Source organism: Kribbella sp. NBC_00359, assembly GCF_036097425.1.
In the GTDB taxonomy this organism is placed as follows: domain Bacteria; phylum Actinomycetota; class Actinomycetes; order Propionibacteriales; family Kribbellaceae; genus Kribbella.
Genome location: NZ_CP107975.1, coordinates 4,569,230 through 4,595,005 on the forward strand (window position 1 = coordinate 4,569,230; position 25,776 = coordinate 4,595,005).

Annotated in this window: 26 protein-coding genes; 7 read left to right on the forward strand and 19 right to left on the reverse strand. The window is 68.2% G+C overall.

The genetic code is table 11. The features are described 5' to 3' along the window. Positions 1-14 precede the first annotated feature (14 nt). Genes htpX through OG876_RS22510 form a run of 4 tightly spaced genes read right to left on the reverse strand, consistent with a single transcriptional unit; the run spans position 15 to position 3,322 of the window. A complete protein-coding gene (gene htpX / locus OG876_RS22495) occupies positions 15-914 on the reverse strand; it encodes a zinc metalloprotease HtpX (protein ID WP_328518571.1) in 900 nt (299 codons plus the stop codon). Positions 915-963: 49 nt separating this feature from the next. Beyond that, positions 964-1,497 (reverse strand): DUF1003 domain-containing protein, encoded by a 534-nt coding sequence (locus OG876_RS22500; protein ID WP_328518572.1) that lies wholly within the window; start codon positions 1,495-1,497, stop codon positions 964-966. Beyond that, positions 1,487-2,764 (reverse strand): magnesium transporter MgtE N-terminal domain-containing protein, encoded by a 1,278-nt coding sequence (locus tag OG876_RS22505; RefSeq protein ID WP_328518573.1) that lies wholly within the window; start codon positions 2,762-2,764, stop codon positions 1,487-1,489. Before OG876_RS22505 ends, OG876_RS22500 begins: the two co-directional genes overlap by 11 nt. A 30-nt stretch (positions 2,765-2,794) precedes the next feature. Then, on the reverse strand, positions 2,795-3,322 hold the full coding sequence (locus OG876_RS22510; RefSeq protein ID WP_328518574.1) for a hypothetical protein: 528 nt from the start codon (positions 3,320-3,322) through the stop codon (positions 2,795-2,797). A 101-nt stretch (positions 3,323-3,423) separates the two neighbouring features. Between OG876_RS22510 and OG876_RS22515 the strand changes: the two genes are divergently transcribed. Further along, positions 3,424-4,386 (forward strand): HpcH/HpaI aldolase/citrate lyase family protein, encoded by a 963-nt coding sequence (locus tag OG876_RS22515; protein ID WP_328518575.1) that lies wholly within the window; start codon positions 3,424-3,426, stop codon positions 4,384-4,386. On the opposite strand, the gene OG876_RS22520 is transcribed toward OG876_RS22515, so the two are convergent. Then, the gene (locus OG876_RS22520; protein ID WP_328518576.1) at positions 4,383-4,997 is read right to left on the reverse strand and encodes a VOC family protein; all 615 of its coding nucleotides are present in this window, start codon (positions 4,995-4,997) and stop codon (positions 4,383-4,385) included. The two genes, OG876_RS22515 and OG876_RS22520, sit on opposite strands and share 4 nt — an antisense overlap. Positions 4,998-5,038: 41 nt before the next feature. Next, positions 5,039-5,695 (reverse strand): peptidylprolyl isomerase, encoded by a 657-nt coding sequence (locus OG876_RS22525; RefSeq protein WP_328518577.1) that lies wholly within the window; start codon positions 5,693-5,695, stop codon positions 5,039-5,041. A 155-nt stretch (positions 5,696-5,850) separates the two neighbouring features. Here OG876_RS22525 and OG876_RS22530 point away from each other — a divergent pair, with 155 nt between their 5' ends. Both OG876_RS22530 and OG876_RS22535 read left to right on the forward strand, forming a co-directional pair. Further along, complete coding sequence (locus OG876_RS22530; RefSeq protein WP_328518578.1) at positions 5,851-7,296, forward strand: serine/threonine-protein kinase; 1,446 nt, start codon at positions 5,851-5,853, stop codon at positions 7,294-7,296. Positions 7,297-7,422: 126 nt separating this feature from the next. Then, positions 7,423-8,613, forward strand: a complete 1,191-nt coding sequence (locus OG876_RS22535; RefSeq protein WP_328518579.1) for an acyl-CoA dehydrogenase family protein — start codon at positions 7,423-7,425, stop codon at positions 8,611-8,613. 78 nt (positions 8,614-8,691) lie between these two features. Here OG876_RS22535 and OG876_RS22540 read toward each other — a convergent pair whose 3' ends face one another. Both OG876_RS22540 and OG876_RS22545 read right to left on the reverse strand, forming a co-directional pair. Further along, positions 8,692-9,105 (reverse strand): hypothetical protein, encoded by a 414-nt coding sequence (locus tag OG876_RS22540; protein WP_328518580.1) that lies wholly within the window; start codon positions 9,103-9,105, stop codon positions 8,692-8,694. 192 nt (positions 9,106-9,297) lie between these two features. Continuing rightward, complete coding sequence (locus tag OG876_RS22545) at positions 9,298-10,407, reverse strand: magnesium and cobalt transport protein CorA (protein WP_328518581.1); 1,110 nt, start codon at positions 10,405-10,407, stop codon at positions 9,298-9,300. A 76-nt stretch (positions 10,408-10,483) separates the two neighbouring features. Here OG876_RS22545 and OG876_RS22550 point away from each other — a divergent pair, with 76 nt between their 5' ends. Both OG876_RS22550 and OG876_RS22555 read left to right on the forward strand, forming a co-directional pair. Then, entirely contained in the window at positions 10,484-11,035 is a 552-nt protein-coding gene (locus tag OG876_RS22550; RefSeq protein ID WP_328518582.1) for a general stress protein, read from the forward strand. A 112-nt stretch (positions 11,036-11,147) separates the two neighbouring features. Then, complete coding sequence (locus OG876_RS22555) at positions 11,148-11,651, forward strand: MaoC family dehydratase (RefSeq protein ID WP_328518583.1); 504 nt, start codon at positions 11,148-11,150, stop codon at positions 11,649-11,651. A 4-nt stretch (positions 11,652-11,655) separates the two neighbouring features. On the opposite strand, the gene OG876_RS22560 is transcribed toward OG876_RS22555, so the two are convergent. The 4 genes from OG876_RS22560 to OG876_RS22575 are packed head-to-tail and all read right to left on the reverse strand — an operon-like array spanning position 11,656 to position 16,036. Then, the gene (locus tag OG876_RS22560; RefSeq protein WP_328518584.1) at positions 11,656-12,951 is read right to left on the reverse strand and encodes an alpha-L-fucosidase; all 1,296 of its coding nucleotides are present in this window, start codon (positions 12,949-12,951) and stop codon (positions 11,656-11,658) included. A gap of 25 nt (positions 12,952-12,976) precedes the next feature. Beyond that, positions 12,977-13,831 (reverse strand): carbohydrate ABC transporter permease, encoded by an 855-nt coding sequence (locus OG876_RS22565; protein WP_328518585.1) that lies wholly within the window; start codon positions 13,829-13,831, stop codon positions 12,977-12,979. Beyond that, on the reverse strand, positions 13,821-14,765 hold the full coding sequence (locus OG876_RS22570; protein ID WP_328518586.1) for a carbohydrate ABC transporter permease: 945 nt from the start codon (positions 14,763-14,765) through the stop codon (positions 13,821-13,823). The genes OG876_RS22565 and OG876_RS22570 overlap by 11 nt, the downstream gene beginning before the upstream one ends. Continuing rightward, positions 14,765-16,036 (reverse strand): ABC transporter substrate-binding protein, encoded by a 1,272-nt coding sequence (locus OG876_RS22575; RefSeq protein ID WP_328518587.1) that lies wholly within the window; start codon positions 16,034-16,036, stop codon positions 14,765-14,767. Before OG876_RS22575 ends, OG876_RS22570 begins: the two co-directional genes overlap by 1 nt. A gap of 178 nt (positions 16,037-16,214) precedes the next feature. Here OG876_RS22575 and OG876_RS22580 point away from each other — a divergent pair, with 178 nt between their 5' ends. After that, complete coding sequence (locus tag OG876_RS22580) at positions 16,215-16,976, forward strand: FadR/GntR family transcriptional regulator (protein ID WP_328518588.1); 762 nt, start codon at positions 16,215-16,217, stop codon at positions 16,974-16,976. On the opposite strand, the gene OG876_RS22585 is transcribed toward OG876_RS22580, so the two are convergent. The 6 genes from OG876_RS22585 to OG876_RS22610 all read right to left on the reverse strand — a co-directional run bounded on the left by OG876_RS22585 (position 16,882) and on the right by OG876_RS22610 (position 24,509). Next, positions 16,882-18,693 (reverse strand): GH39 family glycosyl hydrolase, encoded by a 1,812-nt coding sequence (locus OG876_RS22585; RefSeq protein ID WP_328518589.1) that lies wholly within the window; start codon positions 18,691-18,693, stop codon positions 16,882-16,884. The genes OG876_RS22580 and OG876_RS22585 overlap by 95 nt on opposite strands. A gap of 15 nt (positions 18,694-18,708) precedes the next feature. Then, complete coding sequence (locus OG876_RS22590; RefSeq protein ID WP_328518590.1) at positions 18,709-20,283, reverse strand: glucoamylase family protein; 1,575 nt, start codon at positions 20,281-20,283, stop codon at positions 18,709-18,711. 17 nt (positions 20,284-20,300) lie between these two features. After that, positions 20,301-21,113 (reverse strand): carbohydrate ABC transporter permease, encoded by an 813-nt coding sequence (locus OG876_RS22595; RefSeq protein ID WP_328518591.1) that lies wholly within the window; start codon positions 21,111-21,113, stop codon positions 20,301-20,303. Further along, positions 21,113-21,955, reverse strand: coding sequence for a carbohydrate ABC transporter permease (locus tag OG876_RS22600; RefSeq protein ID WP_328518592.1), 843 nt, complete (start codon positions 21,953-21,955; stop codon positions 21,113-21,115). The genes OG876_RS22595 and OG876_RS22600 overlap by 1 nt, the downstream gene beginning before the upstream one ends. A 215-nt stretch (positions 21,956-22,170) precedes the next feature. Continuing rightward, positions 22,171-23,466 (reverse strand): sugar ABC transporter substrate-binding protein, encoded by a 1,296-nt coding sequence (locus tag OG876_RS22605; RefSeq protein WP_328518593.1) that lies wholly within the window; start codon positions 23,464-23,466, stop codon positions 22,171-22,173. Between the two features lie 11 nt (positions 23,467-23,477). Continuing rightward, positions 23,478-24,509: a LacI family DNA-binding transcriptional regulator gene (locus tag OG876_RS22610; protein ID WP_328518594.1), complete on the reverse strand. Its 1,032-nt coding sequence runs from the start codon at positions 24,507-24,509 to the stop codon at positions 23,478-23,480. A gap of 105 nt (positions 24,510-24,614) precedes the next feature. On the opposite strand from OG876_RS22610, the gene OG876_RS22615 reads away from it, so the two are divergent. Next, entirely contained in the window at positions 24,615-25,190 is a 576-nt protein-coding gene (locus OG876_RS22615; protein WP_328518595.1) for a histidine phosphatase family protein, read from the forward strand. Here the strand turns inward: OG876_RS22615 and OG876_RS22620 are convergent. After that, on the reverse strand, positions 25,137-25,769 hold the full coding sequence (locus OG876_RS22620) for a TetR/AcrR family transcriptional regulator (protein ID WP_328518596.1): 633 nt from the start codon (positions 25,767-25,769) through the stop codon (positions 25,137-25,139). The two genes, OG876_RS22615 and OG876_RS22620, sit on opposite strands and share 54 nt — an antisense overlap. Positions 25,770-25,776: the final 7 nt, after the last annotated feature.

Genomic DNA, 25,776 nt, shown 5'->3' on the forward strand with positions numbered 1-25,776 from the left:
TCGAGGGTATGTCTCTAGGCCTGCTCGCCCAGCTCACGCGACAGCACACCGAGCCGGTCGAGTCGCTTCTCGAGCGGCGGGTGGGTGGAGAACAGCGACGACAGGCTCGCGCCCTTGCCGGAGATCGCCGGCACGAAGAAGAACGCGTTGAACGCCTCCGCCTGGCGCAGGTCGCGCGACGGTATCCGTGCGATGTCCCCGCTGATCTTCGTCAACGCGGATGCGAGGGCCGACGGTCGCCCGGTCAGCATCGCGCCGGCCCGGTCCGCGGCCAGTTCCCGGTACCGCGAGAGCGCCCGGGTCAGCAGGAAGGAGATCGCGTAGACGGCGATGGACACGGCGATGATCGTGAGCACGATGACCGCGGTGTTCTGGTCACGGTTGCGTCCCAGGCCGCCGTACAGACCGAAGCGGGTGATCAGGCCGGCCAGCACACCGAGGAACGACGCGATCGTCATCACGGCCACGTCCCGGTGCGCGACGTGCGAGAGCTCGTGCGACAGCACACCCTCGAGCTCGTCGGTGTCCAGGCGGCGCATGATGCCGGTCGTCACGCAGACGACAGCCTTGTTCGGGTTGCGGCCGGTGGCGAACGCGTTCGGCAGGTCGACGTCGGCGACGGCGACCCGCGGCTTCGGCATGTCGGCCAGCGCGCACAGCCGGTCGATCGCGCCGTGCAGTTGGGGAGCCTCCTCCGGCGTGACGATCCGTCCGCGCATCGCATAGAGCGCGATCCGGTCGGAGAACCAGTACTGCACGAACAATGCGCCGCCCGCGATCACGATCGCCAGTACGGCGCTCTTCGTCAGCGCGATCAGCAGCGCGACGAAACCGACGTACAGCAAGCCGAGCAAGAAGCTCGTGATGATCATCCGGCTGGACAGCCCACGGTCAGGCGCAAATCGACTCTTCATCCCACGTCCTTCCTTACCTGACAACGAGCGTAGCTCGGGTCCGAAGGGCTCAAACCCGGTCGTCCTCGCGGCTCTTCAGGTCCAGATCGGCCAGCAGCGAGCGGAGTTCGGAGCGCAGGAAGTCGCGGGTCGCGACCTCGCCGACGGCCATCCGCAGCGACGCCATCTCCCGGGCCAGGAACTCCATGTCCGCGCGGGTCCGGGCGTCGACGTCGCGGTCGCGCTCGTACTCGACCCGGTCGCGCGCCTCCTGCCGGTTCTGCGCGAGCAGGATCAGCGGAGCGGCGTACGACGCCTGCAGGCTGAGCGCCAGAGTGAGGAAGATGAACGGGTACTCGTCGAACCGCCAGTTCCCCGGCGCGAAGATGTTCCAGGCGACCCAGAAGAAGATCGTCGCGGTCATGTAGACCAGGAACCGCCCGGTGCCGAGGAAGCGGGCGATCCGCTCCGACAACCGCCCGAACGCGTCCGCGTCGTAGGCGTTCCGCCGGACGATCGTGCGGCGCAGCTCGCGGGGGATGTCCAGGCGGTTGGTGTTCCGGAGCAGGCGGCGGTCGTCGGAGCTACGGTCGTCACGGGGCATCGTGGTCCACCTCCTGCTGTTCCTGCTCATGGTTCGGTTCGTCGCGCCAGTCGTCGGGCAGCAGATGGTCGAGCACGTCGTCGACGGTGACCGCGCCGAGCAGCCGGCCCTCGTCGTCGAGCACCGGTGCCGCGACCAGGTTGTACGTCGCCAGGTACTTGCTGACCGCGGTCAGGCTGTCGTCCGGCCGCAGTCCGTCCAGATCGGTGTCCAGTACGGCGGTCACCAGCTCGGACGGTCGTTCGCGGAGCAGCCGCTGGATATGGCCGACACCGATGAACCGTCCGGTCGGAGTCTCCAGCGGTGGCCGGCAGACATAGATCATCGCGGCCAGTGCCGGACTGAGCTCCGCGTTCCGCACATGGGCGAGTGCGTCCGCCACCGTGGCGTCGGCCGACAGGATGACCGGCTCCGAGGTCATCAGTCCGCCGGCCGTTCGCTCCTCATAGGTCAGCAGTCGCCGTACGTCCTCGGCTTCGTCCGGCTCCATCAGCGTCAGCAGTCGCTCCGCGGTTTCCGTCGGCAGTTCGGCGATCAGGTCGGCGGCGTCGTCCGGTGACATCTCCTCGAGCACGTCCGCGGCGCGCTCGGTGTCGAGACCGGCCAGGATCTCCACCTGGTCGTCGTCGGGCAGCTCCTCCAATACGTCGGCCAGGCGCTCGTCGTTCAGCGCGGCCGCGATCTCCTTGCGCCGCTTGGGGGACAGGTCGTGCAGTACGCCGGCCAGGTCGGCGGCCTTCATCGACTCGAACGCGGCCAGGATGTGCGTCGCACCCTGCCCCTCCTCGACCTGTGCGAAGCCCTCGACGTCACTCCAGTCGAGTACGTGCGTCTGTCCGCGCCGCCGGAACCGCTTGGCTCCCTCCCGCACCGCAACCTTCGAGAGCACCCAGTCCCGGGTCCGCCACTGCGCCATGGCCATGTCGAACACCACTGCGGTCGTACCGGTCTCGCGAATGGTGACAGTGCGGTCCAGTAGTTCGCCCAGCACCAGCACCTCGGTCTGACGCTGCTCGAAGCGCCGCATGTTGACCAGACCGGTCGTGACCACGTGCCCGACGTCCACGGACGTCACCCGGGTCATCGGCAGGAAGATCCGGCGCCTGGTGAACACCTCGATCACCAGGCCGAGCACCCGTGGCGGTTGGTTGCCCTGGCGCATCATCGCCACGACGTCGCGGACCTTGCCGACCTGATCCCCGTTCGGGTCGTACACCGGGAGACCAGCCAGCCGGGCCACGTAGACGCGCGACGGTGATCCACTCATGCTCGAAGGCTAACCCGCCGGAGCGTGAAGTCAGCTGAGGCGAGGACGGCGGCGGATGCGGCGGTGCAGAGTGATCGGCGCCTTGCCCCTCGTTGTCGCCGTCGTGCCCACTGGCGCCTCGGCCCGCGGACGGTCGTCGTACCGCCCGGCTGCCTCGGTGATCTCCCCGGTCGGCTCCAGGACGAGCAGGTCGGCCTCGGTCTTCCAGCGCTCGAGCTGAGTGTCCAGACCGGCCGCGTTCAGCCGCTCCGTCCGCAGCACCTGGGCCGCGGCCGTCCACTCCTCGCTGCCCGGGTCCAGCCGTCGTACCGTCGCCTGCCAGCTCGCCAGCCGGTTGGTGGCCGGCTTGGCCGGTACGACGACCTCCGCCGAGCCGGCCGTGACCAGTCCGGGCAGCGGCTGCTCGGCGCTGTCGGCCGCATCCGCGAGTACGACGTACTGGCCGTCGACCGTGGCGAACCACGCGGGAGCCGGACGGCCGCCGTTCCACGACAGCCAGACCAGTCCAGCCTTTTTCATCACGGCCGCGATCTCGGTCACAGCGTCCTCGGTCGTCACGGCACCAGGGTGTCACAGTGAGCGATGTCACCGGGCGCGGCGCGAGACTTTCGCCGTACGCTGCCGGTGACCGGTGAGTAACCGACGAGAGGGACACGGTGATGGCGGAGCAGGTCTTGCGCAGCAGGCGGTCGTGTCTGGCGACTCCCGGGTCGAACCCGCGGTTCCTGGCCAAGGCGAAGGGACTCGATGCCGACCAGGTGTTCCTCGATCTGGAGGACTCGGTCGCGCCGATCGCCAAGGTGGACGCGCGCAAGAACATCGTCGCCGCGCTGAACGAGGGCGGCTGGGGGACCAAGGTCCGCGTCGTCCGGGTGAACGACTGGACCACCGAGTGGACCTACGCGGACGTGATCGAGGTCGTCTCCGGTGCGGGCGCGAACCTGGACTGCATCATGCTGCCGAAGGTGCAGACCGCCGAGCAGGTGGTCGCGCTCGACCTGCTGCTGACCCAGTTGGAGAAGGTGCACGGGTACGAGCCGGGCCGGATCGGCATCGAGGCGCAGATCGAGAACGCGCTCGGCCTGATCAATGTGAATGCGATCGCCACCGCGTCGCCGCGGGTCGAGACGATCATCTTCGGGCCGGCCGACTTCATGGCGTCGATCAACATGAAGTCGCTGGTGGTCGGCGAGCAGCCGCCCGGGTACGACGTCGGCGACGCGTACCACTACATCCTGATGCAGATCCTGATGGCCGCCCGCGCACACGGGAAGCAGGCGATCGACGGTCCGTACCTGCAGATCAAGGACGTGGACGGGTTCCGCCGGGTCGCGGGCCGCTCGGCCGCGCTCGGCTTCGACGGCAAGTGGGTCCTGCACCCCGACCAGATCGCCGCCGCCAACGAGGTCTACTCCCCGCGCCAGGAGGACTACGACCACTCCGAGAACATCCTCGACGCCTACGACCATTACACCTCCGCTGCGGGTGGCGCCCGCGGCGCGGTGATGCTCGGCGACGAGATGATCGACGAGGCGTCCCGCAAGATGGCCCTCGTCATCTCCGCCAAGGGCCGCGCCGCCGGCATGACCCGCACGGATGTCTGGCAGCCTCCGGCCGACTAGCCCACTTGGGCCATGATCGCCAGCAGGTGACCGTCGGGATCGGGGAAGAACGCCATCCATTCCTCGACCCCGTTGTCGTGCTTGTGGATCAGGTGCGGCGCGTTCTCGAATTCCACGCCGCGTCCGCGCAATTCGTCGTACGCCGTCTGGATGTCGTCGACCTGGAAGTACAGGATCGACGGGTCGCCGGCCGGGCCGTCGTTGGCGCTGAGGAACAACCGCGTCCCACCGCAGTCGAAGAACGCCAGATCCCCGAACGTGTAGAGATGCGGCAGCCCCAGGACCTTCCCGTAGAAGTCGACCGCGGTCTGAATGTCGCTCACCGGGCGCGCGATCTGCCCGATCGCACCTAGCTGCACAGCCATGTCCGGCACTCCTTGTCGTCGCAGGGCGCTGTCGGCGGGTACGCCGCGCCAGGTCCGGAGCTCGGCCCGGCGCTCCAGGCCGAGCTTCATCAGCGCGTTGGCGACGTGGAACTTCACCGCGTCGACGCTGACTCCCCGCCGCCGCGCGATCTCCCGGTTCGGCATCCCGTGCCGCACCGCGTCCACCACCTGCCACTCGGCGGGCGTCAGTACGTCGGGATGCCGCGGCCGTCCACGTGTACCCACGACCTCAAGCTAGCGCCGAAGACGCCGAATTACCCTCCCCCTCAGAAGGCCCAGACCTTGTAGATCCGGATCGGCTTGACCGGCGGCCCGTCCTGGTCGGGGTCGGCGATGCCGGCCGCGACCATCCGGTCGAAGGTGGACATGCCGGCGATCACGTGGCCGAGGACGGTGTAGTTCGGGGCGATGTTGGCGAACGAGTGCACCACGAAGAACTCGGACCCGTTGGTCCCCGGTCCCTGGTTGCCGTAGGCAACAGTGCCGCGCGGGTAGGTCTCCTGGCCGGTGACCTCGTCGGGGAACTTGTACCCCGGGCCGCCCTCCTCCTGGCGGTAGATGTCACCGCACTGCAGGACGCCCAGGCGGGACGAGTTCGTCAGCCGGAAGCACTGGGTGCGGTCGTAGAACCGGCTCTTCACCAGGTGGACGAAGTTATGTACGCCGCAGGGCGCGTTGGCGCGGTCCATCCGGACCACGAACGGTCCGTAGTTGGTCAGGAAGTACACGTCGACCGTGCCCTTGGCGCGAGCCGTCGCGGACGGGATCCGGACCGGCTTGGCCGCCGGGTTCTCCGGCGTCGGGGTGAACTCGCACTTCGTCACCGGCCGCGGGTGACCGGCGGGCGCGGCGGAGGCGGTGGTGGTGGTCAGCGTCGCGGCGACCAGGGTGGCCGCGATCAGGGCGGTGAGTGATCGCTTCATGCGCTCACGGTAGTACTCCGCTCGCTCTGTGCACATCCGCTCACCGTAGTACTTCACTCGCTCTCTGCGGAGATCCCGCAAGGATTCGGCCGCGGACTCGATCTCGTCGCCCCGGCCGCCTAAGGTGTTGCGGTCCGCTGCGGAAGGTGTGGTGTGTGAACGGCGAGATACTGGCAGGGCGCTACCGATTGGTGACCCTGCTGGGCAGAGGTGGTGCCGGTGAGGTCTGGCAGGCCGAGGACATGGTTCTGGCCCGCCAGGTGGCGGTCAAGCTGCTGCGCCGGCTCGAAGGCGACCCCATGGACGCGGTCGAGCGGTTCCGGGCCGAGGCCCAGTCGGCCGCACGGCTGACGCACCCGAACGTGGTTGCGACGTACGACGTCGGCAACGAGGGCGAACACGTGTTCCTGGTGATGGAACTCGTTTCCGGGCCGGATCTGGCCCAGCTGATGCGTACTGCGGGCCTGCCGACGGCAGAGCTGGTCACCGACATCGCCACGCAGGGTGCACGGGCTCTGGACGCCGCTCACGCCGCCGGGATCATCCACCGCGACGTGAAGCCGGCGAATCTACTGCTGGCCCCGGACGGCACGCTCAAGATCACCGACTTCGGCATCGCCAAGCGCGCAGGCAACGAGACGACCGCACTGGGTGTCCTGCTCGGTACGGCGTCGTACGTGTCGCCGGAGCAGGTCCGTGGCAAGGCCGCCACCCCCGCCAGCGACTGGTACTCCTTCGGCTGCGTGCTCCACGAGCTCCTCGCCGGTACGCCGCCCTTCACCGGCCCGACCGCCGATGCGGTGATGCGCCAGCACCTCGACGCACCCCCGCCGCCTGTCACGCGGACCGACGTACCGCCGGAGCTGGCCAAGCTCATCACTCACCTGCTGGCCAAGGAGCCGGCGGACCGCCCGTCGTCCGCGGCCGATGTGGCCCGGCTGCTCACGCCGTCCGCCCAAACGCAGGTGCTGGCCTTCACACCCGCCGCAGCGCCGGAAGACGTGATCGGCGTGGGCACCTGGGAAGACGAGCCGGCCGAGACCGGCACGCACCGGGCGCCGCGGCGACAATTCCCGTTGGTCAAGGTGGGGGTGGCCGCGGCGGTCGTGCTCGCTGCGATCTCCGGGGGACTGTTGCTGCGTGAGAGCGTGACGGACGACCCGCCGGCGCAGGCCGGTGGGACACCGTCCGCACCGGTGCAGAAGGTGGCGGCGCCCAAGACCACGCCGAAGCCCACACCGACGCCGTCGAAGACTCCGTCCAAGAAGCCGACGCCCAAGCCGACTCCGACGGAAACGCAGCACCAGAACCCGCAGGCGGCGCTGGTGCAGTCGTTGCGAACGCTGGCCGCGCAGGTGCGGGCGACCCAACAGGGAAGCCGGAGCAGGGCTCCGCGGGATGCCGCACGCGAGCTCGACCAGGCCGCGGAGGCGCTCGACCACGGCGACACCGATTCTGCGGCCAAGCACTTCTACTCCGCCCGGCAGCGGCTGATCGAGGCGCAACAACGCCACCGGTGGCAGGCCACCCCGCAGATCGCCGCCTTGTTCTCCGTCGTCAGCAGCACGTTGCCCCGGCCGGACGGCAACAACAACGAGTGAGCCACGCGACCTTCGGTAGGTGGCCGGTGTCACAGCGGGTGTCACCCTCGTGCCGGGATGCTGAGAACCGCGATACTCGCGGGTAAGGCCAACCCCAATCGACGCAGGCCGACCGAAGGAGCCGGGATGAGCAGGTTGCAGCAGACCGACGGGCTGACCGACATCCAGGAGGAGATCCTGAAGACGGTCCGCGCGTTCGTCGAGGCGGAGATCCTCCCGGTCGCCACCGAGCTCGAGCACCGCGACGAGTACCCGACCGAGATCGTCGAGGGCCTCAAGGAACTCGGCCTGTTCGGCCTGATGATCCCGGAGGAGTACGGCGGACTCGGCGAATCGCTGCTCACCTACGCGCTGTGCGTCGAGGAGATCGCCCGCGGCTGGATGAGCGTGTCCGGCATCATCAACACCCACTTCATTGTCGCGTACATGCTGCTCCAGCACGGCACCGACGAGCAGAAGCAGAAGTACCTGCCCCGGATGGCGACCGGCGAGGTCCGCGGCGCGTTCTCGATGTCCGAGCCCGGCTGCGGCTCGGACGTGGCCGCGATCAAGACCAAGGCGGTCAGGGACGGTGACGCGTACGTCGTCAACGGCCAGAAGATGTGGCTGACGAACGGCGGCTCGTCGAACCTGGTCGCCGTACTCGTGAAGACCGACGAGGGGCAGGACTCGGTCTACCGGAACATGACCACGTTCCTGGTCGAGAAGGAGCCCGGGTTCGGTGAGGTGGACAAGGGCCTCACGATTCCCGGCAAGATCGAGAAGATGGGTTACAAGGGCGTCGACACCACCGAGCTGGTCTTCGACGGCTACCGGATCGACGCCGGCCAGATCCTTGGCGGCGTACCGGGCAAGGGCTTCTACCAGATGATGGACGGCGTCGAGGTCGGCCGGGTGAACGTCGCCGCCCGCGGGTGCGGGGTCGCGCGGCGGGCGTTCGAGCTGGGGATCTCGTACGCGCAGCAGCGGGAGACGTTCGGCAAGAAGATCGCCGAGCACCAGGCGGTGCTGTTCCGGCTGGCCGACATGGCGGTCAAGGTGGAGGCGGCACACGAGCTGATGGTGAAGGCGGCCCGGAAGAAGGACAGCGGCTCCCGCAACGACTTCGAGGCCGGCGTGGCGAAGTACCTGGCCAGCGAGTACTGCTCGCAGGTGGTGGAGGACTCGTTCCGGATCCACGGGGGCTACGGGTTCTCCAAGGAGTACGAGATCGAGCGGCTGTACCGGGAGGCGCCGATGCTGCTGATCGGCGAGGGTACGGCGGACATCCAGCGGATGATCATCGGCCGCCGGCTGCTCGAGGACTACAAGCTCTGAGACCGGCCGGCACGCTGGGCCGACGGGCGGGGCGGTGCCAGTCGGCGTCCAGCGTGCGGCGGGGCAGGGTCTAGGCCGTCACCCGGGCGGGAGGCTGGCCGCGGCCGGGGAGATGTCGCACCGCTTGGCCAGCTCCGTCGTCGTACACCCGGACACCGCGGCCTCCAGCGCCACGGCCCGGGTCGAGCCGAGCAGTGAGCCCAGCGGGTCACTCCTCGGCGCGGACTCCATCGACGCCTGCCGCAGGATGCCCGGCGCGTGCTGGATCGGGTACACCAGAACCGGTTTGAGCTCTGGGTCCCTCAGCTTCGTCGGCACCTGCCGGCAGAACGCCGACGGCTGTAACTCGATCCCCCTGCCATCGAGGTACAGATCTCGGTCGTTCATGTCGAGCACCACCTCCCACAGCGGAGCGGGATGGGTGGCGACCGTGACCCGGGCCAGATCACGGGGTGTGAAATGAATACGGAGCACGATCCGGCCCTCCCTCATCTACGAACCGCCCACGACATCCCCAGTGCCGTCGGTCGCAGAATGTGGCGGACTGCTGACCGAACGCGATGGCCGCATTCAATCAAGGGCGTTGTTCGATCCACAACCGTTTGAACATTCCAAACGAGCGGGACTCGCGGCCATGGCATAAGGTTGCCAACCGGCCTATCAGGCGGTAATGGACGTCCGGGCTCAGAGCCAGTGGTTTCGCTTGAACAGCCGGTAAAGCACGGTGCACGCGGTCAGCATCACGCCGAGGATCACGAAGTACGCGTACTTGATGCGCAACTCCGGCATGTAGTCGAAGTTCATCCCGTAGATCCCGGCGATCACCGTCGGCACCGCCAGGATCGCCACCCAGGCCGAGATCCGCCGCATGTCCTCGTTCTCGGCCACCTGCACCTGGGCCAGCCCGGCCTGCAGGATCGAGCTGAGCAGCTCGTCGAACGAGATCACCTGCTCCTTGACCCGCAGCAGGTGGTCGTCGACGTCGCGGAAGTAGTTCCTGGTCTCGTCCGCGATCAAGGGGTGCCGCAGCGTCGACAGCGTCCGCATCGGCCCGGTCAGCGGCGCCACCGCGCGCTTCAGCTCCAGCACCTCGCGCTTGAGCTGGTAGACCCGGTCGATGCTCCGCCAGCCGCGTGGGGTGAACATGGCCGTCTCGATCGTGTCGATATCGGCCTGTACGGCGTCCGCGACCTCCAGGTACCGGTCCACCACATGGTCCGCGATGGCGTGCAGTACGGCACCGGGGCCGAGGGACAGGCGTGCCGGCTGCTTCTCCAGGTCCTGCCGCAGGCCGGCCAGCTCACTGTGCTCACCATGGCGGACCGTGACGACGAAGCCCGGCCCGCAGAACACCATCACCTCGCCGGTCTCGACCACCTCGCTGGTGGCGGTCAGATCCTCGTGCGGGACGTACCGGACCGTCTTCAGTACGGCGAACAGAGTGTCGTCGTACCGCTCGAGCTTGGGGCGCTGGTGCGCCTCGGACGCGTCCTCCAGGGCCAGTGCGTGCAGACCGAACTCCTTGCCGATGATGGCCAGCTGGCGCTCGTTCGGCTGGAAGAGGCCGATCCACACGAACCCCTGGCCCCGCCGGGCCCGGGCCAGCGCCTCGGTGTAGGAGTTGATCCGGTCGTCGCGGTGACCGTCGCGGTAGAAGCCCCAGTCGACCAGGGCGCCGTCCAGCTTGCCGCTGGCGACCAGGTCTCCCCGGGCCGGGCCGTCACCGGCCGCACGCCGGGCGAAGACTCGTCCCATCCGGCGTGTCGCGCCCATGTCCCACCGTCGCCCGGCCATCACCGGCGAGGCTATCAAGACGCCGTAACCAGCCGTCGGCAATGATGGGGGTGGACGCACGTGGAGAGGAACGACGATGACCACGCAGGGCATGCCCTCGATGGACCCCCGGCCAAGCGGGCTGACGATCGGGACGTACGACACCTACCGGGAGGCGCAGCGAGCTGTCGACTACCTCTCGGACGAGAAGTTCCCGGTCGAGCACACGACCATCGTCGGCAACAACCTCCGTCAGGTGGAGAAAATCACCGGCCGGCTCACCTGGGGCCGCGCACTCACCGCGGGCCTGGCCAGCGGTGCCTGGTTCGGTCTGTTCGTGGGCCTGCTGCTGGGCCTGTTCACGACCGGTAACTGGCTCGCGGCCCTGCTCACCGGTGTGGTGCTGGGCGCCTTCTTCGGACTGGTGTTCGGTGGCCTCGGCTACGCCCAGTCGGCCGGTCGCCGCGACTTCACCTCCCGGACCGCGGTGGTGGCGACGACGTACGACGTACTGTGCGACTTCAAGTTCGCCGAAGAGGCGCGCAACCACCTGGCCAAGCTGGCGCTCAAGGGTGAGGTGAACCCGCGCGTGCCGGAGCAGCCGGTGCAGCAGCCGGTCCAGCAGCAGATGCAGCGCCCGACCGACTGACCCCGCCTGCTGGCGGGAGGTGACCTATCTCTCCTGCCGGTGAGAGCCACACCACGGACCGGATGCGCCCGGATTCGGCAGCATGGGTATCCACCGCGGAGGAGGAGCCGAGATGCAGTTCGGGCGTAGCTACGAGGAGTTCGAAGTCGGTGCCGTCTACAAGCACTGGCCGGGCAAGACGGTGACGGAGTACGACGACCACCTGTTCTGTCTGCTCACGATGAACCACCATCCGCTGCACCTGGACACGCACTACGCGGAGGAGTCCACCCAGTTCGGCAAGAACGTTGTCGTGGGCAACTACATCTACTCGATCCTGCTCGGCATGTCGGTGCCGGACGTGAGCGGCAAGGCGATCGCGAACCTGGAGATCGAGTCGCTCCGCCATGTCGCGCCGACCTTCCACGGCGACACGATCTACGGCGAGACCGTGGTGCTGGACAAGTGGGAGTCGAAGTCGAAGGACGACCGCGGCGTGGTCTACGTCGAGACCAAGGGCTACAAGCAGGACGGCACCGTCGTCTGCCTGTTCCGCCGCAAGGTGATGGTCCCGAAGAACAGCTACCTGGAAGCCCGGGGTGGGGAGCAACCCGGCCGCCCCACCCCTGCCTCCTAGATCCTCAGCTGAGGAAGAGTTCGATCACCGGCACGAGCACGTTCGGCTTCTGGATCGGGAGCTTGAGGGTGAGTACGTCGGCCGAGACGCCACCCATCGTGGTGTTCTGAGCGGTCTGGTGCGGGTCGTTGACGATGCGCTTGATCTCGGACGCGTCGTTCAGCAACTGGGCGTACTTCACCTTGCCGGCCATGCCGGGCAGGTGGATGTGGCCCATCGGCCAGGAGAACAGGTGCAGGTAGAGCCGGTTGCCCTTCTGCGTGAAGCGGCAGTCCGGGGGAGCGGTGTACTCGGCCGGGCGGGCGCCGCGGACGGAGCGCTCGTGCAGCCGCATCCACTCGCCGATCGACGCCAGCGTGGCCAGCGCCCGCGGGTCGAACTCGCCGCGCCCGGTCGGGCCGACGTTCAGCAGCAGGTTGCCGTCCTTGGACACGGAGTCGACCAGCATCTTCACCAGCAGCTCCGGTGACTTCCAGTCCAGGTTGTCGCGGTCGTAGCCCCAGCTGCCGTTCAGCGTCTGGCAGGCCTCCCACAGCACCGGCTGCCCGTCGCGCTGCATCGGACCGTCCGGCTGGTACTGCTCCGGCGTCACGAAGTCGCCCGGGATGTCCAGCCGGTCGTTGATCAGGATGTCCGGCTGCAGCTCGCGGACCATCGCCATGAGTTCCTCGGACCGCCAGTCGTCGCGGCCCTTCCCGTGGCCGTCCCGGCCGTCGTCGTACGTGCGGCCCGGGTAGGAGAAGTCGAACCACATGATGTCGATCGGGCCGTAGTTCGTCAGCAGCTCACGCGTCTGCGCGTGCAGGTAGTCGGCGTACACCGCGATATCCCGGCCGGCCGCCTTCGCGATCGCCTCCTCGTCGTCGCGCTGCGGGTGCACGAGGTCGATCGGGAACTCCGGGTGGTGCCAGTCGATCAGCGAGTGGTAGAACCCGACACCGAGCCCTTCGGCCCGGCACGCCTCGACGAACGGGCCGACCAGGTCCTTGCCCCACGCGGTCTTCGCGACGGTGTAGTCCGACACCTCGGAGTCCCACAGACAGAAGCCCTCGTGGTGCTTGGTCGTGAGTACGGCGTACTTCATGCCGGCCTCGCGAGCCGCCCTGGCCCACTTGGCCGGGTCGTACAGGTCGGGCTCGAAGTGGTCGAAGTACGGCTGGTAGTCCTCGTCGGTCAGCCGCTCGCGGTTCTTCACCCACTCGTGCCGGGCCGGCAGCGAGTACAGGCCCCAGTGGACGAAGAGGCCGAACCGCCAGTCGCGGAACTTCTCGACAGAGTGCGCGGGGGGCGCGTCGGTCATGTGTGATCTCCTCAAAGGTGTTGGGTCAGCGGCCGCCGAGGCCGGTGACGAGCAGGCCACGGACGAGATGCTTCTGCAGGAGGATGACGAGCAGCACGGTCGGGATCATCGCCATGATCGAGGCCGCCATCATCAGGTTCCACTGAGTGCCCTGCTGCCCGCTGAACTGCGCCAGGCCGAGCGGCACGGTGCCCTTGGTCTCGACGCTGTTGATGATGATCAGCGGCCACAGGAAGCTGCCCCAGAAGCTGATGAAGGTGAAGACGGTCAGGACGGCGATGGCCGGCCGCGCCAGCGGCAGCATGATCCGCAGGAAGGTACGGAACGGCCCGCACCCGTCCACCCTGGCCGCTTCCTCCAGCTCGGCCGGGACGGTCAGGAAGAACTGCCGCAGCAGGAAGGTGCCGAACGCGGTGAACGCCCACGGCAGGATCAGCGCCCAGTAGCTGTCCACCCAGCCGAGCGACTGCATCAGCCAGTACATCGGCACGATCAGCACCTCCTGCGGCACCATCAAGGTGCCCAGGAACAGCACGAACAGTTGCTCACGGCCCCTGAATTTCAGCCGGGCGAACGCGTACGCCGACATGCTCGAGGCGACCACCACGACGAGCGTCCCGGCGACCGCGACGAACAGGCTGTTCAGGAAGTAGCGGCCGAACGGCGCGAACGTGAACGCGTCGGCGTAGTTCTGCCAACGGATCTCGGTGCCGAACAGATGCGGGGTCGGCGTGAACACCTCGTCCGCGGGCTTGAGCGACGTGGACACGGCATACACCAACGGCGCGAGGAAGGCGAGCGCGACGAGCACCAGCAGGATGTGGGACACACTGCTGCGGATGCGGCGGCCGGTGTCTGCGGAAGCGAGTTCAGACGTCATAGTTCACCCACTTGCGTTGCCCGACGAACTGGATCGCGGTGATGCCCATGATGATCACGAACAGCACCCAGCCGGCCGCCGATGCCAGACCCATGCTCAGGAACTGCCAGCCCTGGTTGTAGACGTACATCACGATCGTCTGGGTGGACACGCCCGGACCGCCCTGGGTCAGGATGAACGGCTGCGCGAACACCTGGAACGAGGTGATCAGCGTCAGCGTGGTGGCGAAGAAGATCGACGGCGTGATCATCGGCCAGGTGACGTACCGGAACCGCTGCAGCACGCCGGCGCCGTCGATCTGTGCCGACTCCAGTTGCGACTGCGGCACCTGGTCGATGGCGGCGGAGAAGACCAGGAAGTTGTAGCCGAAGCCCTGCCAGACCGACATCGCCACGATCGCCGGCATCGCCCAGGTCGACGACCCGAGGAAGTTCGGCGCGCTGATGCCGAACCAGCTCTGCAGCACGCTGTCGATCAGGCCGCCCGGCTGGAACAACAGCCGCCAGACCATCGCGTTGGCCACCATCGGTGTCATCACCGGGATGAAGAACAGCACCCGGAACGCCTGCCGGCCCCTGATGTGCGGGCCGATCCAGAGCGCGAGCCCGAGGGAGACGACCAGGTTCAGCGGCACGTACAGCACCACGAACAGCACCGTGTTCAGCACGACCCGCCGGAACACCGGGTCGTGCAGCAGGTGGGTGTAGTTGTCGATGCCGAGGAACGAGCGCTGGCCGAACACCGGCCAGTCGAACAGGCTGATCCCCAGCGCCATCGCGGTGGGGAACAGCGTGAACAGGGCCAGCCCGGCCAGGCTCGGGGCCAGGAAGACCCCGGCGTGCCGGGCGTCCCTTCGCAGCGCGGGCCGCCGCCCCGCCCGGGTGGTACCGGGCGGTGCCCCAGGCGGGGCGGCGGTGGTGGTCGTCGTCACCATCAGGAGCCAGCGCCTGCCTGGTCCTGGATGGTCTTGAGTGCCTGGTCCGGCGGGATCTCGCCGTTCAGCGCCTGGGTGCCGAACCGGCCGAGCAGGTCGGCCACCTGGACCCAGTTCTTCGACGTGACCAGCGGGACCGAGTTCTCGGAGGCGTAATCCAGCGTCTCCTTCGCGCCGTCGATCCCCGCGGCCGTGAACCAGGCCGGGTGAGCGGCGGTGCGGGCCGGGTACGCACGGCCGGCCGAGGCCAGCGTGGTCAGCGGCTTCTCACTCGTCATCGACATGATCGCCTGGAAGGCGGCGTCCGGTGTCTTGCAGGACCGGGAGATGCCGAAGCCCGAGCCGGCGGTGTAGGTCTTGGAGCCGTCCGGACCGGCCGGGATGGGCGCGATGCCGAGCTGGAACTTGACCTTGCCCTTGGTGTCGATCAGCGACCACGGACCGTTCAGCTGCATCGCGGCCTTGCCGGAGGTGAACTGCGTGGTCTCGAAGTCGGTGTTGCCGGACGGCACCTGCGGGGCGATCTTGTCCGTGCGGACGAAGTCGGTGTAGCTCTGGAAACCCTGCTCGAACTTCGGGTCGGTGAGCGCGAGCTTGCCGTCGGCGAGCGGCTCGGCACCGGTGAAGGTCCGCACCCAGGACGTCACACCCAGATCGCCGGGTGCCGTCACCAGGCCGGTCCGGCCGGCCGCGGTGAGCTTCTTCGCCGCCGCGTTGAAGTCGTCCATCGTCCAGCCTGGCTTCGGGTCGGCGACGCCGGCGGCCTTGAACATGTCCTTGTTGTAGAAGATCACCATCGGGCCCGAGTCGTACGGGATCGCGATCTGCTTCCCGTCCACCTTGAGGCCGTCCATGATCGGCTTGTCGAAGTCCTCGGCCTTCAGGTTGTACTTCTTCATCAGGTCGTCCAGCGGCAGCATCGCACTCGCGTACGACGCGGTCCGCAGGCTCTGCATGCCGATGATGCACGGCGCCTTCCCGCTCGCCAGCAGGGTGCCGATCTTGGACCAGTAGCTGTTCCAGTCCGTGCCCTGGAGCTTGACGGTGATGCCGGAGTGGTCGGTGTGGGCCTGGTCGGCGACCTTCTGCCAGGCGGCCTGGTCCTCGGTGCCTCCGATCCAGAACTGCCAGGTGAGGTCGGCCTGATCGGCCGAACCGGATCCGCCGCTGCTGCCGCCGTTGCCGCCCCCACAAGCGGCCACAGCCGTGAGAGCCAGCGCCGACAGGGCGGCGGTGGCCCAGCGGCGTGCCCGCGCTGGTGTTGCTTTCATCGCTGACCTCCAGGGGATGTGCTATTCATCCGATCTATATGACGAACTCTTGACATGAGTCAACAGTTCGTGTCCTTAATTCAGGGTCGAAAGTCACGCTTGAGCCTGAAAAACCGCCCAGACATCCGATGTCTCTACGTCGAACATCGGATGTTTCCCAGCGAACGAGGGGGTGTGTGTGCGGGTCACCGACGAAGCGATCGACCGGATCAAGCAGATGATCGTGACCGGCGAACTGCAACCTGGCGACCGCTTGCCCCGCGAGCCGGACCTGGCCGCGCGTCTCGGCCTGTCCCGGAGCTCATTGCGCGAGGCGGTCAAGGCGCTCGCGCTGATCCGGGTCCTGGAGGTCCGGCAAGGCGACGGGACGTATGTGACCAGTCTCGACCCGTCGCTGCTGATGGAGACGATGGGCTTCGTCCTGGACCTGCATCAGGACGCGTCGGTGCTGGAGTTCTTCGAGGTACGACGGATCCTCGAGCCGGCCGCGGCCGCCCGGGCCGCGCTGCGGATGGCGGACGAGGACATCGCCGCGCTGCGCAAGCTACTCGACGAGCTTGGCCCGGAACCGTCGGTGGAGGACCTGCTCTCGAGCGATGTGGAGTTCCACCGGCTGGTCGCGGTCGGCAGCGGCAACCGGGCGCTCGCCTCGATCATCGACAGCCTGCGCCAGCCCACCTACCGGGCCCGGATCTGGCGCGGCCTGACCCAGGACGACGCCGTCGCCCGGACGCTGGCCGAGCATCGGGCCATCCTCGACGCGATCGAGGGCCACGAGCCCGAAGTGGCCAGGTCCTGGGCGACGGTGCACATCGCCGGCGTGGAGCGCTGGATCCAGGAGGCGGTCAATCTCGACGAGGGGAGAGCTCCACCAGGATTGCCGAGGGCATCGTCAAGGTCAGGTCGAGACCTGAGCCGGTCCACTCCAGTGGAGTACTGACCAGCTTGCTCCGCTCGGCCAGGTCGGCGAGTTGCTCATCGGTCGGCCAATCGCCGAGATCCGTCGCCGCCGACGCGATGTCGCCGATACCGACGGCCAGCGTCGTCGCGGTGGCCTGCCAGGACGGATCCACGCCGGGCAGCTCCACGTGGACCGTCCTTGACAGTTCTGGGGCGCCCGCGGCCTTGGTCTGGTCGAGGGTGAGATTCCACAGCAGTACGGCGATCCGGTCGCGGTCCCGTGATGCCCAAGCCTCGACCAGGCTGCCGCCGCCGTCGCCGGTCACGGACACCGGCAGCTCGACCGGCCCCAGCCGGCTGAGCATCGTCATCGCGTGATAGCGCGGTTTCGCCAGTCCACCAACGGTTTGCAGCCCGAACCCGCCGTGCAGCAGACGCGGCGGACGACCCAGCTCCTCGAAGTGGTCCGACGCGACCCAGTACGCGAGCGCGCCGACGCGTCCGGCCGCCGACCGCATCCCGCGCAGCAGGAACACCCCGGAGAACACCGAGTCGTTGATCGGGTTGAAGTGCGTCGGCGTCACACCCCACTCGGTCCACAGGATCCGCGCGTCACCGAACCCGTGCCGCTCCAGCGACGCCCGGACGTCGAGCGGCGGCGAACCGTAGGTGTGGGTCGACACGAAGTCCACCGCCGACCCTTCGGCGGCGGCGTGGGCGAGCAGGTCGTCCACCCAGCCGGCCGCCGCTGACGACGGCCCACCGACCGCGAGCCGTTCGTCGACGGACTTCACGGCCGCCGCGGTCACGTCGTACAGGTGCAACCACTCGGCCTTCGTGCCGGACCAGAACACCTCGAGGTTGGCCTCGTTCCAGACCTCGAAATCCCAGGTCAGCACCTCGTCGGGGCCGTACCGGTCGAGCAGGTGCTGGACCAGTGCGCGGACCAGGTCGTGCCATCGCTCGTACGACTTCGGTGGCGAGATGATCGCGCCGTACGCGAACACCGTCCTGGCCGGATCACTGGCCAGGTCGCGGGGCATGAAGCCGAGCTCGACCACCGGCCGGAGCCCGATCGCGAGCAGCTTGTCGTAGATCGCGTCCACGACCTCGAAGTCGTACGACGGCTCGCCGTCGACCTCGGTGTACACCCGGGTGTCGTCGTGGAAGATCGCGTGCGCCCGGACCGTGCGGACGCCGATCTCGTCGTGCATCCGGCGGAGCGCCTGCTCTAGCTCGGCACCGATCTCGTGCCCGCCGGTGCGGTCGGTGCACAGCAGCTGACTCAGCCGCTCACTGCCGACCATCGGGACCCACGGCTTCGCCAGCTCGATGCCCTTGGCAACGGCATCGACGGTCACGTCGACCTGGGGAACCGTGTCAGCGGCAACCAGGGGGACGGCGCCGACGGTGTGGCTCGGCCGTCCGCTGACCGTCACCTCGGGCACGCTCGCGACGGCATAGCGGTACGGCGTGCCCGGGGTGCAGGTCGTGTCGACGTACGGCGGCGCGGGGACGGAGAGGACGTCTCCACTGTGGTGATCGACCGGTTCGAGCTTCCCGTGGTCGCCTGCCGCGCGCAGGATCAGGTAGCCGGCCGCGCCGTCGACCGGTGACCAGTCGATCGTCACCTGGCCGACGCCACCGACCGCTGAGACCTCCTTCGGCGGATCGAGGTCCGGGAAGGAGAACGCGCGCTCCTCGTCACTGCGGAGCGCGATCCGCTTGTCCCAGTCGGTCTTGGCGTCCTGCTGCATAGAGAGTCTCCTGTGCTATTCGAGGCCGGATTCGAACTGCTCCATCGCGATCAGCGGCCGGATCCGCTGCTCGACCTGGCGGCTGCTGAAGCTCCGCCGGACCAGGTCGTTGGCAAAGACGTTGCCGATGGCCCCCATCACCATCGCCTGATCGAGGGCCAGGTACCGCTTCGCGATCAGACCGGACCGGACCGCGACGGAGTCGTAGAAGCCACCGCGGCTGTAGGCGTGCAGATTCGTCTCGATCCGGTGCAGGTTGTCGATCGCCTGCCGGGGTGCGTACTGCATCGCGAGGAACGCCGCGTGCGGGGTGACCACGCCGTCGCCGTACGTCGGGTTGGGATTGGTGCCTTCACGACAGCCCTCGAAGCCGGCGTCGTAGTTCGTCGCCTCCAGGTCGGACGGGTAGCCGCCGGGGTCCATCCCGATCGCCTCGACGCCGTAGACGGAGTACCCGCCCTTCGGGTTCGAGGCGGGGGAGAAGCCCCAGTAGCCGTACTTGGCGTCGTCCAGCCCGTGCTCGATGTGCGCGCGGACGGTCAGCGGGTGGTTGATACCCCAACTGCGTGGCGCCCAGGTCGCCTCGGGGATGAACAGGTCGGGCATCAGTGACTCGAACATGTCACCGCCCCAGGACGGCACGAGCCGCATGCCGCGGTACGAGTAGGTGCCCTCGAAGACGTCCAGGCCGAGATAGGTCCGGTGCACGCCCTTGGGCCTCTGCTCCACCCACGACCAGTCGCAGCTGTCCGGGAAGGTCCGGTAGGTGGCGAAGTACTGCGTGTGCGGGACCTGTCCGAGCGCGAAGCCGATGTAGCCGGCGATCCGGGCCTCGGTGTTGCAGGTGTCGTAGTGGAACTTGCGGTAGTACACGTCCGGACCGGTGCCGGCGTGGTTGCCCTTGTCGGTCTCCTCGTCCGGCGGCGGGGTCTCGAAGAAGCCGCCGCGCATCAGGCCGCCCGGCCGGGCCGCGGGGTTGTAGTAGTAGGCGAAGTTCATCTTGTTCAGCAGGGAATCCGCGAGCGCCCGGGCCTGCGGCTCGGCGTTGCGAACGACCATCAGGGCGCAGGCGAACCAGCCGTTGTCGACACTCGACACGAACGGCGTGATCGGCTTCGTCCCGTCCGGATCGACGTACCGGACCTCGCCGGTCGCCTCGTCGTACCAGTTGAAGTACATGCCGCTGGGCTCGTGGTGGTCGACGTTCTTCATGGTGGTGAGCGTCTGGGTGATCCGGCGCAGCGACTCCTGCGGCGAGATGATGCCGAGGTGGCGGGCGACGACGGTGCTCCACAGGTAGCCGCCGATGTTGGTGGGGGAGGTGTAGCGGCTGCGGACCGGGTTCGTCACCGAGTCGCCGATGTTGTCGGCGGGCAGGCCGGTCGTCTCGTCGGTCATCGCGACCAGGCTGCGCCAGGTGTCCCTGGCCCAGCGTCCGACCAGAGCCTTGTCCTCACAGCTCGGCTTCCAGCCACCCTTCAGCAACTCTGCGGGTGAGCGCGTTCCACCGAAGGCGGGTGTGGTGGTTCCGATCACGGCGGTGGCGCCGGTGGCGGCTAACAGCGTGCGGCGACTGATGTTGGCGGTCATCTATGTCTCCAGTGGGTCTACTTGAGGCCGGTAATCGCGATTCCCTTGGTGACGTGGCGCTGGAAGGCCAGGAACATCACCAGCACCGGTACGACGACCACGACCGCGCCGGCCATCAGCAGGCCGAAGTTCTGCGCGTTCTGTCCGGTCGAGTACAGCGCCAGGGCGACGGGAAGGGTGTACTTGTCCTCGGTCTGGGCGATCACGAGCGGCCAGAGGAAGTTGTTCCAGGAACCGAGGAAGGTGAGGATGCCGAGCGTGGCGAGCGCGGGCCGGGTCAGCGGCAGCATGATCCGGGCGAAGATGCCCAGCTCGCTGGTGCCGTCCACCCGGCCGGCGTCCATCAGGTCGTCCGGCAGCCCGAGGAAGAACTGCCGCATCAGGAACACGCCGAACGGCGAGACCAGGAACGGCAGGATCAGGCCCGGGTAGGTGTTCGCCAGCCCGGCGTTGGTGACGAGCACGAACAACGGCACGAACGTGACCATGCCCGGGATCATCAGGGTCGCCAGTACCAGCACGAAGAGCGCGTTGCGGCCCTTGAACCGCAGCTTGGCCAGCGCGTAGCCGATCATCGAGCAGAAGATCAGGTTCCCGGCCGTGACGGCCAGCGCGACGATCGCCGAGTTGAGGAAGTAGCGCGGGAAGTTCGCCTTGCTGAACAGGGCGTTGTAGTTGTCGGTGGTCGCATCCTGCGGCCACCACGTCGGCGGGACGCGGAGCAGTTCGCCCTGCGTCTTGAAGCTGCCCAGCACCATCCAGAGGAACGGCGCCGCGACGGCGACCAGACCGAGCACTCCGATCAGGTAGATCCACCACGTGCGGCGCATCACTTCTCCCTCAGCAGCCGGAACTGGATGAACGTGATCACAGCGATGACGACGAACAGGATGTACGCCATCGATGTGGCCAGGCCGTAGTTGCCGAAGCCGAACTGCTGGTAGGTGTACATCGACACCGAGATCGTGCTGTTCAGCGGTCCGCCCTGGGTCATCACGAACGGCTCCTCGAAGAACTGCAGGTAGCCGATGCCGGTGACCACACTGGTGAAGAGGATCGTCGGCCTGAGCAACGGCAGGATCAGGAACCGGAACCGTTGCCAGGGGCCCGCACCGTCGATGTGGCCGGCCTCCTCGACGGACTGCGGGATGCCCTGCAGCCCGGCCAGGAAGATGATCATCGCCGCGCCGAAGTTCCGCCAGACCGCCATCGCGATCAGCGACGGCATCGCCCAGGTCTTCGACGCCAGCCAGTTCGGCCCGTCGATGCCGACCCAGCCGAGCGCGGTGTTCAGCAGACCGGAGTCCGGCGCCAGGACGAACCGCCAGATCACCGCGATCGCGACGATCGACGTCACCACCGGCAGGTAGTACCCGACCTTGAACAGGCTCTGGAACCGCTTCACGCCCCGGTCCAGCAACACCGCCGCCGCCAGCGCGACGACCAGTGTCAGCGGTACGCCGAGGATCACGAAGTACGCCGTGTTGAACGCGGCCTTCCGGAACGTCTCGTCCGACAGCGCCTTCACGTAGTTGTCGAACCCGACCCCGTTCACCGCGAACGGCGTCCGCAGATCCCGCTGCCGCATGTCGGTGAAGCTCATCCCCAACGACCCGAGCACCGGTCCGGCCGTGAACGCGAGGAAGAGCACGATGAACGGAAGGATGAGCACCCAGGCCGCCGCCGTCTGCCGGTCGAGCCGACCCGCTCGGCGGGGCGGGCGGGACGTCCCCGCCCCGCGCGCGGCCCGGGCCCCGGCATCACCCGCCGGCCCGGCTCCTGCACCGGTCCTCGGCCGGGCATCGGGCCTGATCTCCGTCCCGGTAGTTCCCCCCGCCGGGCCGTCGGGCCGCAAGCCCGGCGTCCCGGCGGTTTCTCTGGAACTCATCAGCTACCGCCGGTGCCGATCGCCGTTGCCTTGGTCTGGATGGCCTTGGCCGTGTCGGCGGGGGACTGGCCGGCCTTCGCCATCTTCTCGACCTCGGCGTCGAACGCGGTCGCGACCTGCTCCCAGTTCACGATCGCCGGCGGCGCCTTGGCGTCCTCGAGCTGCTTGCCGAACACCGGCAGCAGCGGGTCGGACGCGATGCTCGGGTCCTGCCACGCGCTCTTCACCGCCGGCAGGTCGGACGACAGCTTGAACCAGGAGGCCTGCGTCTTCTGGTCGGACAGGAACTTGACCAGCTTCCAGGCGCTGTCCTTGTTCTTCGACGACTTGAACACCACGAAGTCGGAGCCGCCGACGAACGACGTCGAGGTCTTGTTCTTCGGGATCTGGAACACGCCGATGTTCGGCTTGATCGCGTCACCGCCGGCCTTCGCCACCGACCCGGCCATCCACGGCCCGGAGATGAACATCGGCACCTGCCCGTTGACGAACTGCGCCTCGGTCTGGTTCGGCGGCAGGTCGGTGCCGGCCAGCTTGTCGGTGAAGAAGCTCTGGTAGTACTTCAGCCCCTCCTGCATCTCCGGGGTGTCGAAGGTGAACTCCTTCTGGTCGTCACCGGTGATGTTCGCGCCGGCCGACCAGGCGAACGGCATCACGGTCTGCCAGGAGCCCGCGCCGCCCGGCTGCAGGTTGATCCCGTACTTGGCGCCGGCCTTCTCCTTCATCGCCTTGGCCATCGCCTTCAGCCCGTCCCAGTCGGTCGGCGGCGTGCTGAAACCGGCCTTCGCGGCCAGGTCCTTGCGGTAGAACACCAACCGCGTCTCGACGTACCAGGGGACGCCGTACTGGGTGCCGCCGACCTTGGTGGTGTCGAGCGCGCCCGGGTAGAAGCCGGAGTTGTCGAAGCCCTGCGGGGTCGGGTCGAGTGCGCCGAGGTCGGCGAACTCGCCCATCCAGGTGGTGCCGACCATCGCGGCGTCCGGCAGTGACTGCGCGGTGATCGCGGTGGTGAACTTGTTGTGCGCGGCGTCCCACGGGATCGGGGTGACGGTCACCTTCACGCCCGGGTTGGCCTGCTGGAACTGCTCCATCAGCTTGGGCAGGTTCTCGCCCTCGGTGCCCATCGCCCAGACGGTCAGGTTGCCGGTGGCGGGCCCTTCGCTGACCGTGGTCGTCGCCTGGGCCCCGCCGCTCGGCGTGTCCGCCGATCGGCCACAACCGGCCAGCGCGAGCGCTGTGGCGGTGAGCGCAGCACTGCCGATCACCAGTCGGCGGCGGATGCTGTGGGTGAACATGTGTTGTCTCCTCACTCGTTTACTGCTGCATCCCCGTTCGTGCCGCAGCTGTCCCGCAGCACGAGTTGTGTCGCCAGTACGTCGTTCCGCGCCCGCGACCGATCCCCGGACACGCGCTCGTGCAGCCGCTGCGCCGCCATCCGGCCCAACTCGGCCATCGGCTGCCGCACAGTGGTCAGCCCCGGCGACACGTACCGCGCCGCCATCACGTCGTCCCACCCCGTCACCACGATGTCCCCCGGTACGCCGACCCCCGCCGCACGCAACGTGGCCAGCGCGGCCAGCGCGAGCTCGTCGTTCGCACACACCAGCCCGTCGGGCCGGTCTTTGGTTGCCTTGAGCATCTGTTGGGCGACCTCGACCCCGGCGTCCTCGGTCAACGGCACCCGCTCGGGCTTCGGCACCTCGAGGCCGCGTCGCTCGAGCGCCTTGCCGAAACCGGCGTACCGCTCGGAGACGTCGTACGAACTGGCGGGGTCGCCGACGAAGAGCAGGTTGGTCCGGCCGTGGTCGAGCAGCCGCGTGGTGAGTTGCTCGGCGCTCGCGGAGCTCTCGCTGCGGACCGAGTCGCACCCGGTGATCGGCGGATGCGCGATCAGCACCAGCGGTACTCCGGCCTTGCGCAGCCCCTGGATCGTGGTCAGGTCGAGAGCGTTGCCATGGACAACGATTCCGTCGACCCGCCCGGCCAGGTCGCGGACGCTGCGGCGGGGATCGGGGTTGCCGTGCGTGACCGTGATGACGACGCTCTGGCCGTGCTCGCCGGCCCAGCGTTCGTACCCCATCAGCAGGTCGCCGTAGAACGGGCCGGCCAGGTCGGGCAGTACGAGCCCATGCGCCTCATGCCGTTGTACCGCCAGGCTGCGGGCGGCGCGCAGCGGTACGTAGTTGAGCTCCTGCGCCGCCTGGTCGACCCGGGCCCTGGCCTTCTCCGAAACCGGTCCAGTCCCTTGCAGGACACGCGAAACCGTCGCGATCGACAGCTTCGCCCGGGCCGCGACGTCGTAGATCGTCGCCGGCCGGCCGGTGGTTCCGGATGCCACGTGCTCGCTCCTGGGGGTCGGAGTGGAAGCGCTTACAGTTTCCGACCCTGCCCTGTTCGAGGTGCATCGGTCAAGACCTCGGAGCCGATCTGCGACGATGAAGCGGTGACCACACACGAACGCGAGGACCAGCTCTTTCTCGTCCGGCACGGCGAGACCGAGTGGAGCAGGTCGGGCCGGCATACGTCCGTCACCGACCTGCCACTGACCCCGGACGGGGAGCGCGTCGCGACGGGTTTGAAGCAGCGGCTGGCAGGGGAGAAGTTCGACCTGGTGCTGACGTCACCCCGGCAACGAGCCCGGCGTACGGCGGAACTCGCCGGCTACCCGGACGCGGAGGTCGACGACGACCTGGTCGAGTGGGACTACGGGGACTACGAGGGCATCACCACCGCGGACATCCGCAAGACCGTGCCCGGCTGGACGGTCTGGGCCAACCCAGTACCCAACGGCGAAACCCCCGCCGAGGTCGCGGCCCGCCTCGACCGCGTCAACGCCCGCATCGCCGCCGTACCCGGCGACGTCCTCGTGTTCGGCCACTCCCACGCCCTGCGCGCCCTGACCGCCCGCTGGCTGGAACTGGACGTCACCGAAGGCCGCCACTTCGTCCTCAACACCGCCACCATCTCAGTCCTGGGCTGGGAACGAGGCTCCCCCGCCATCCACCACTGGAACAACTAGCAAGTCCACCAGCAGGTCCACCCGCGCGGTCCGCTGCTGACCGCGCAGCCGCGCTCCCTGGTTGAGAGTCGCCTGGCCGTGGAGGGCGCTCCAGAAGACCTCGGTCAACGTCTCCGCATCCCCGCCGGCGAACGGCGTCACGCCGGCCAGGATCTCGCCGAACCCGGCCTTGAGCGCCTCCGGGCTCTCCGCACCCCCGAACACCAGATCCGTACGTCGCACGAACATCGCCTCGTAGACCGCCGGATGCTCCGCGGCGTAGTCGAGGTACGCCCGCGCCAGCGCCCGCAGTCCGTCCGCTGCCGTGCCCACTTCGTCCCGGCCCCTGCCGCCGCTCAGCCGCGCATCGCGGAGCGTCGCCGCCAACTCGACGAAGCCTTCGAGGGCTACGGCGGCGGCGATGGCGTCCATGTTCTTGAAGTGGCCGTAGAGGACGGGCTGGCTGTAGTCGACGGCTTCGGCGAGGCGGCGGGTGGTGACGGCTTCCCAGCCCTCGGTCTCGGCGAGGTCGCGGGCGGTGCGGACGATCAGGTCGCGGCGTTCCTCGCGGGCGCGCTCCCGACGTGGCTGAGTCGGCATAGACCGG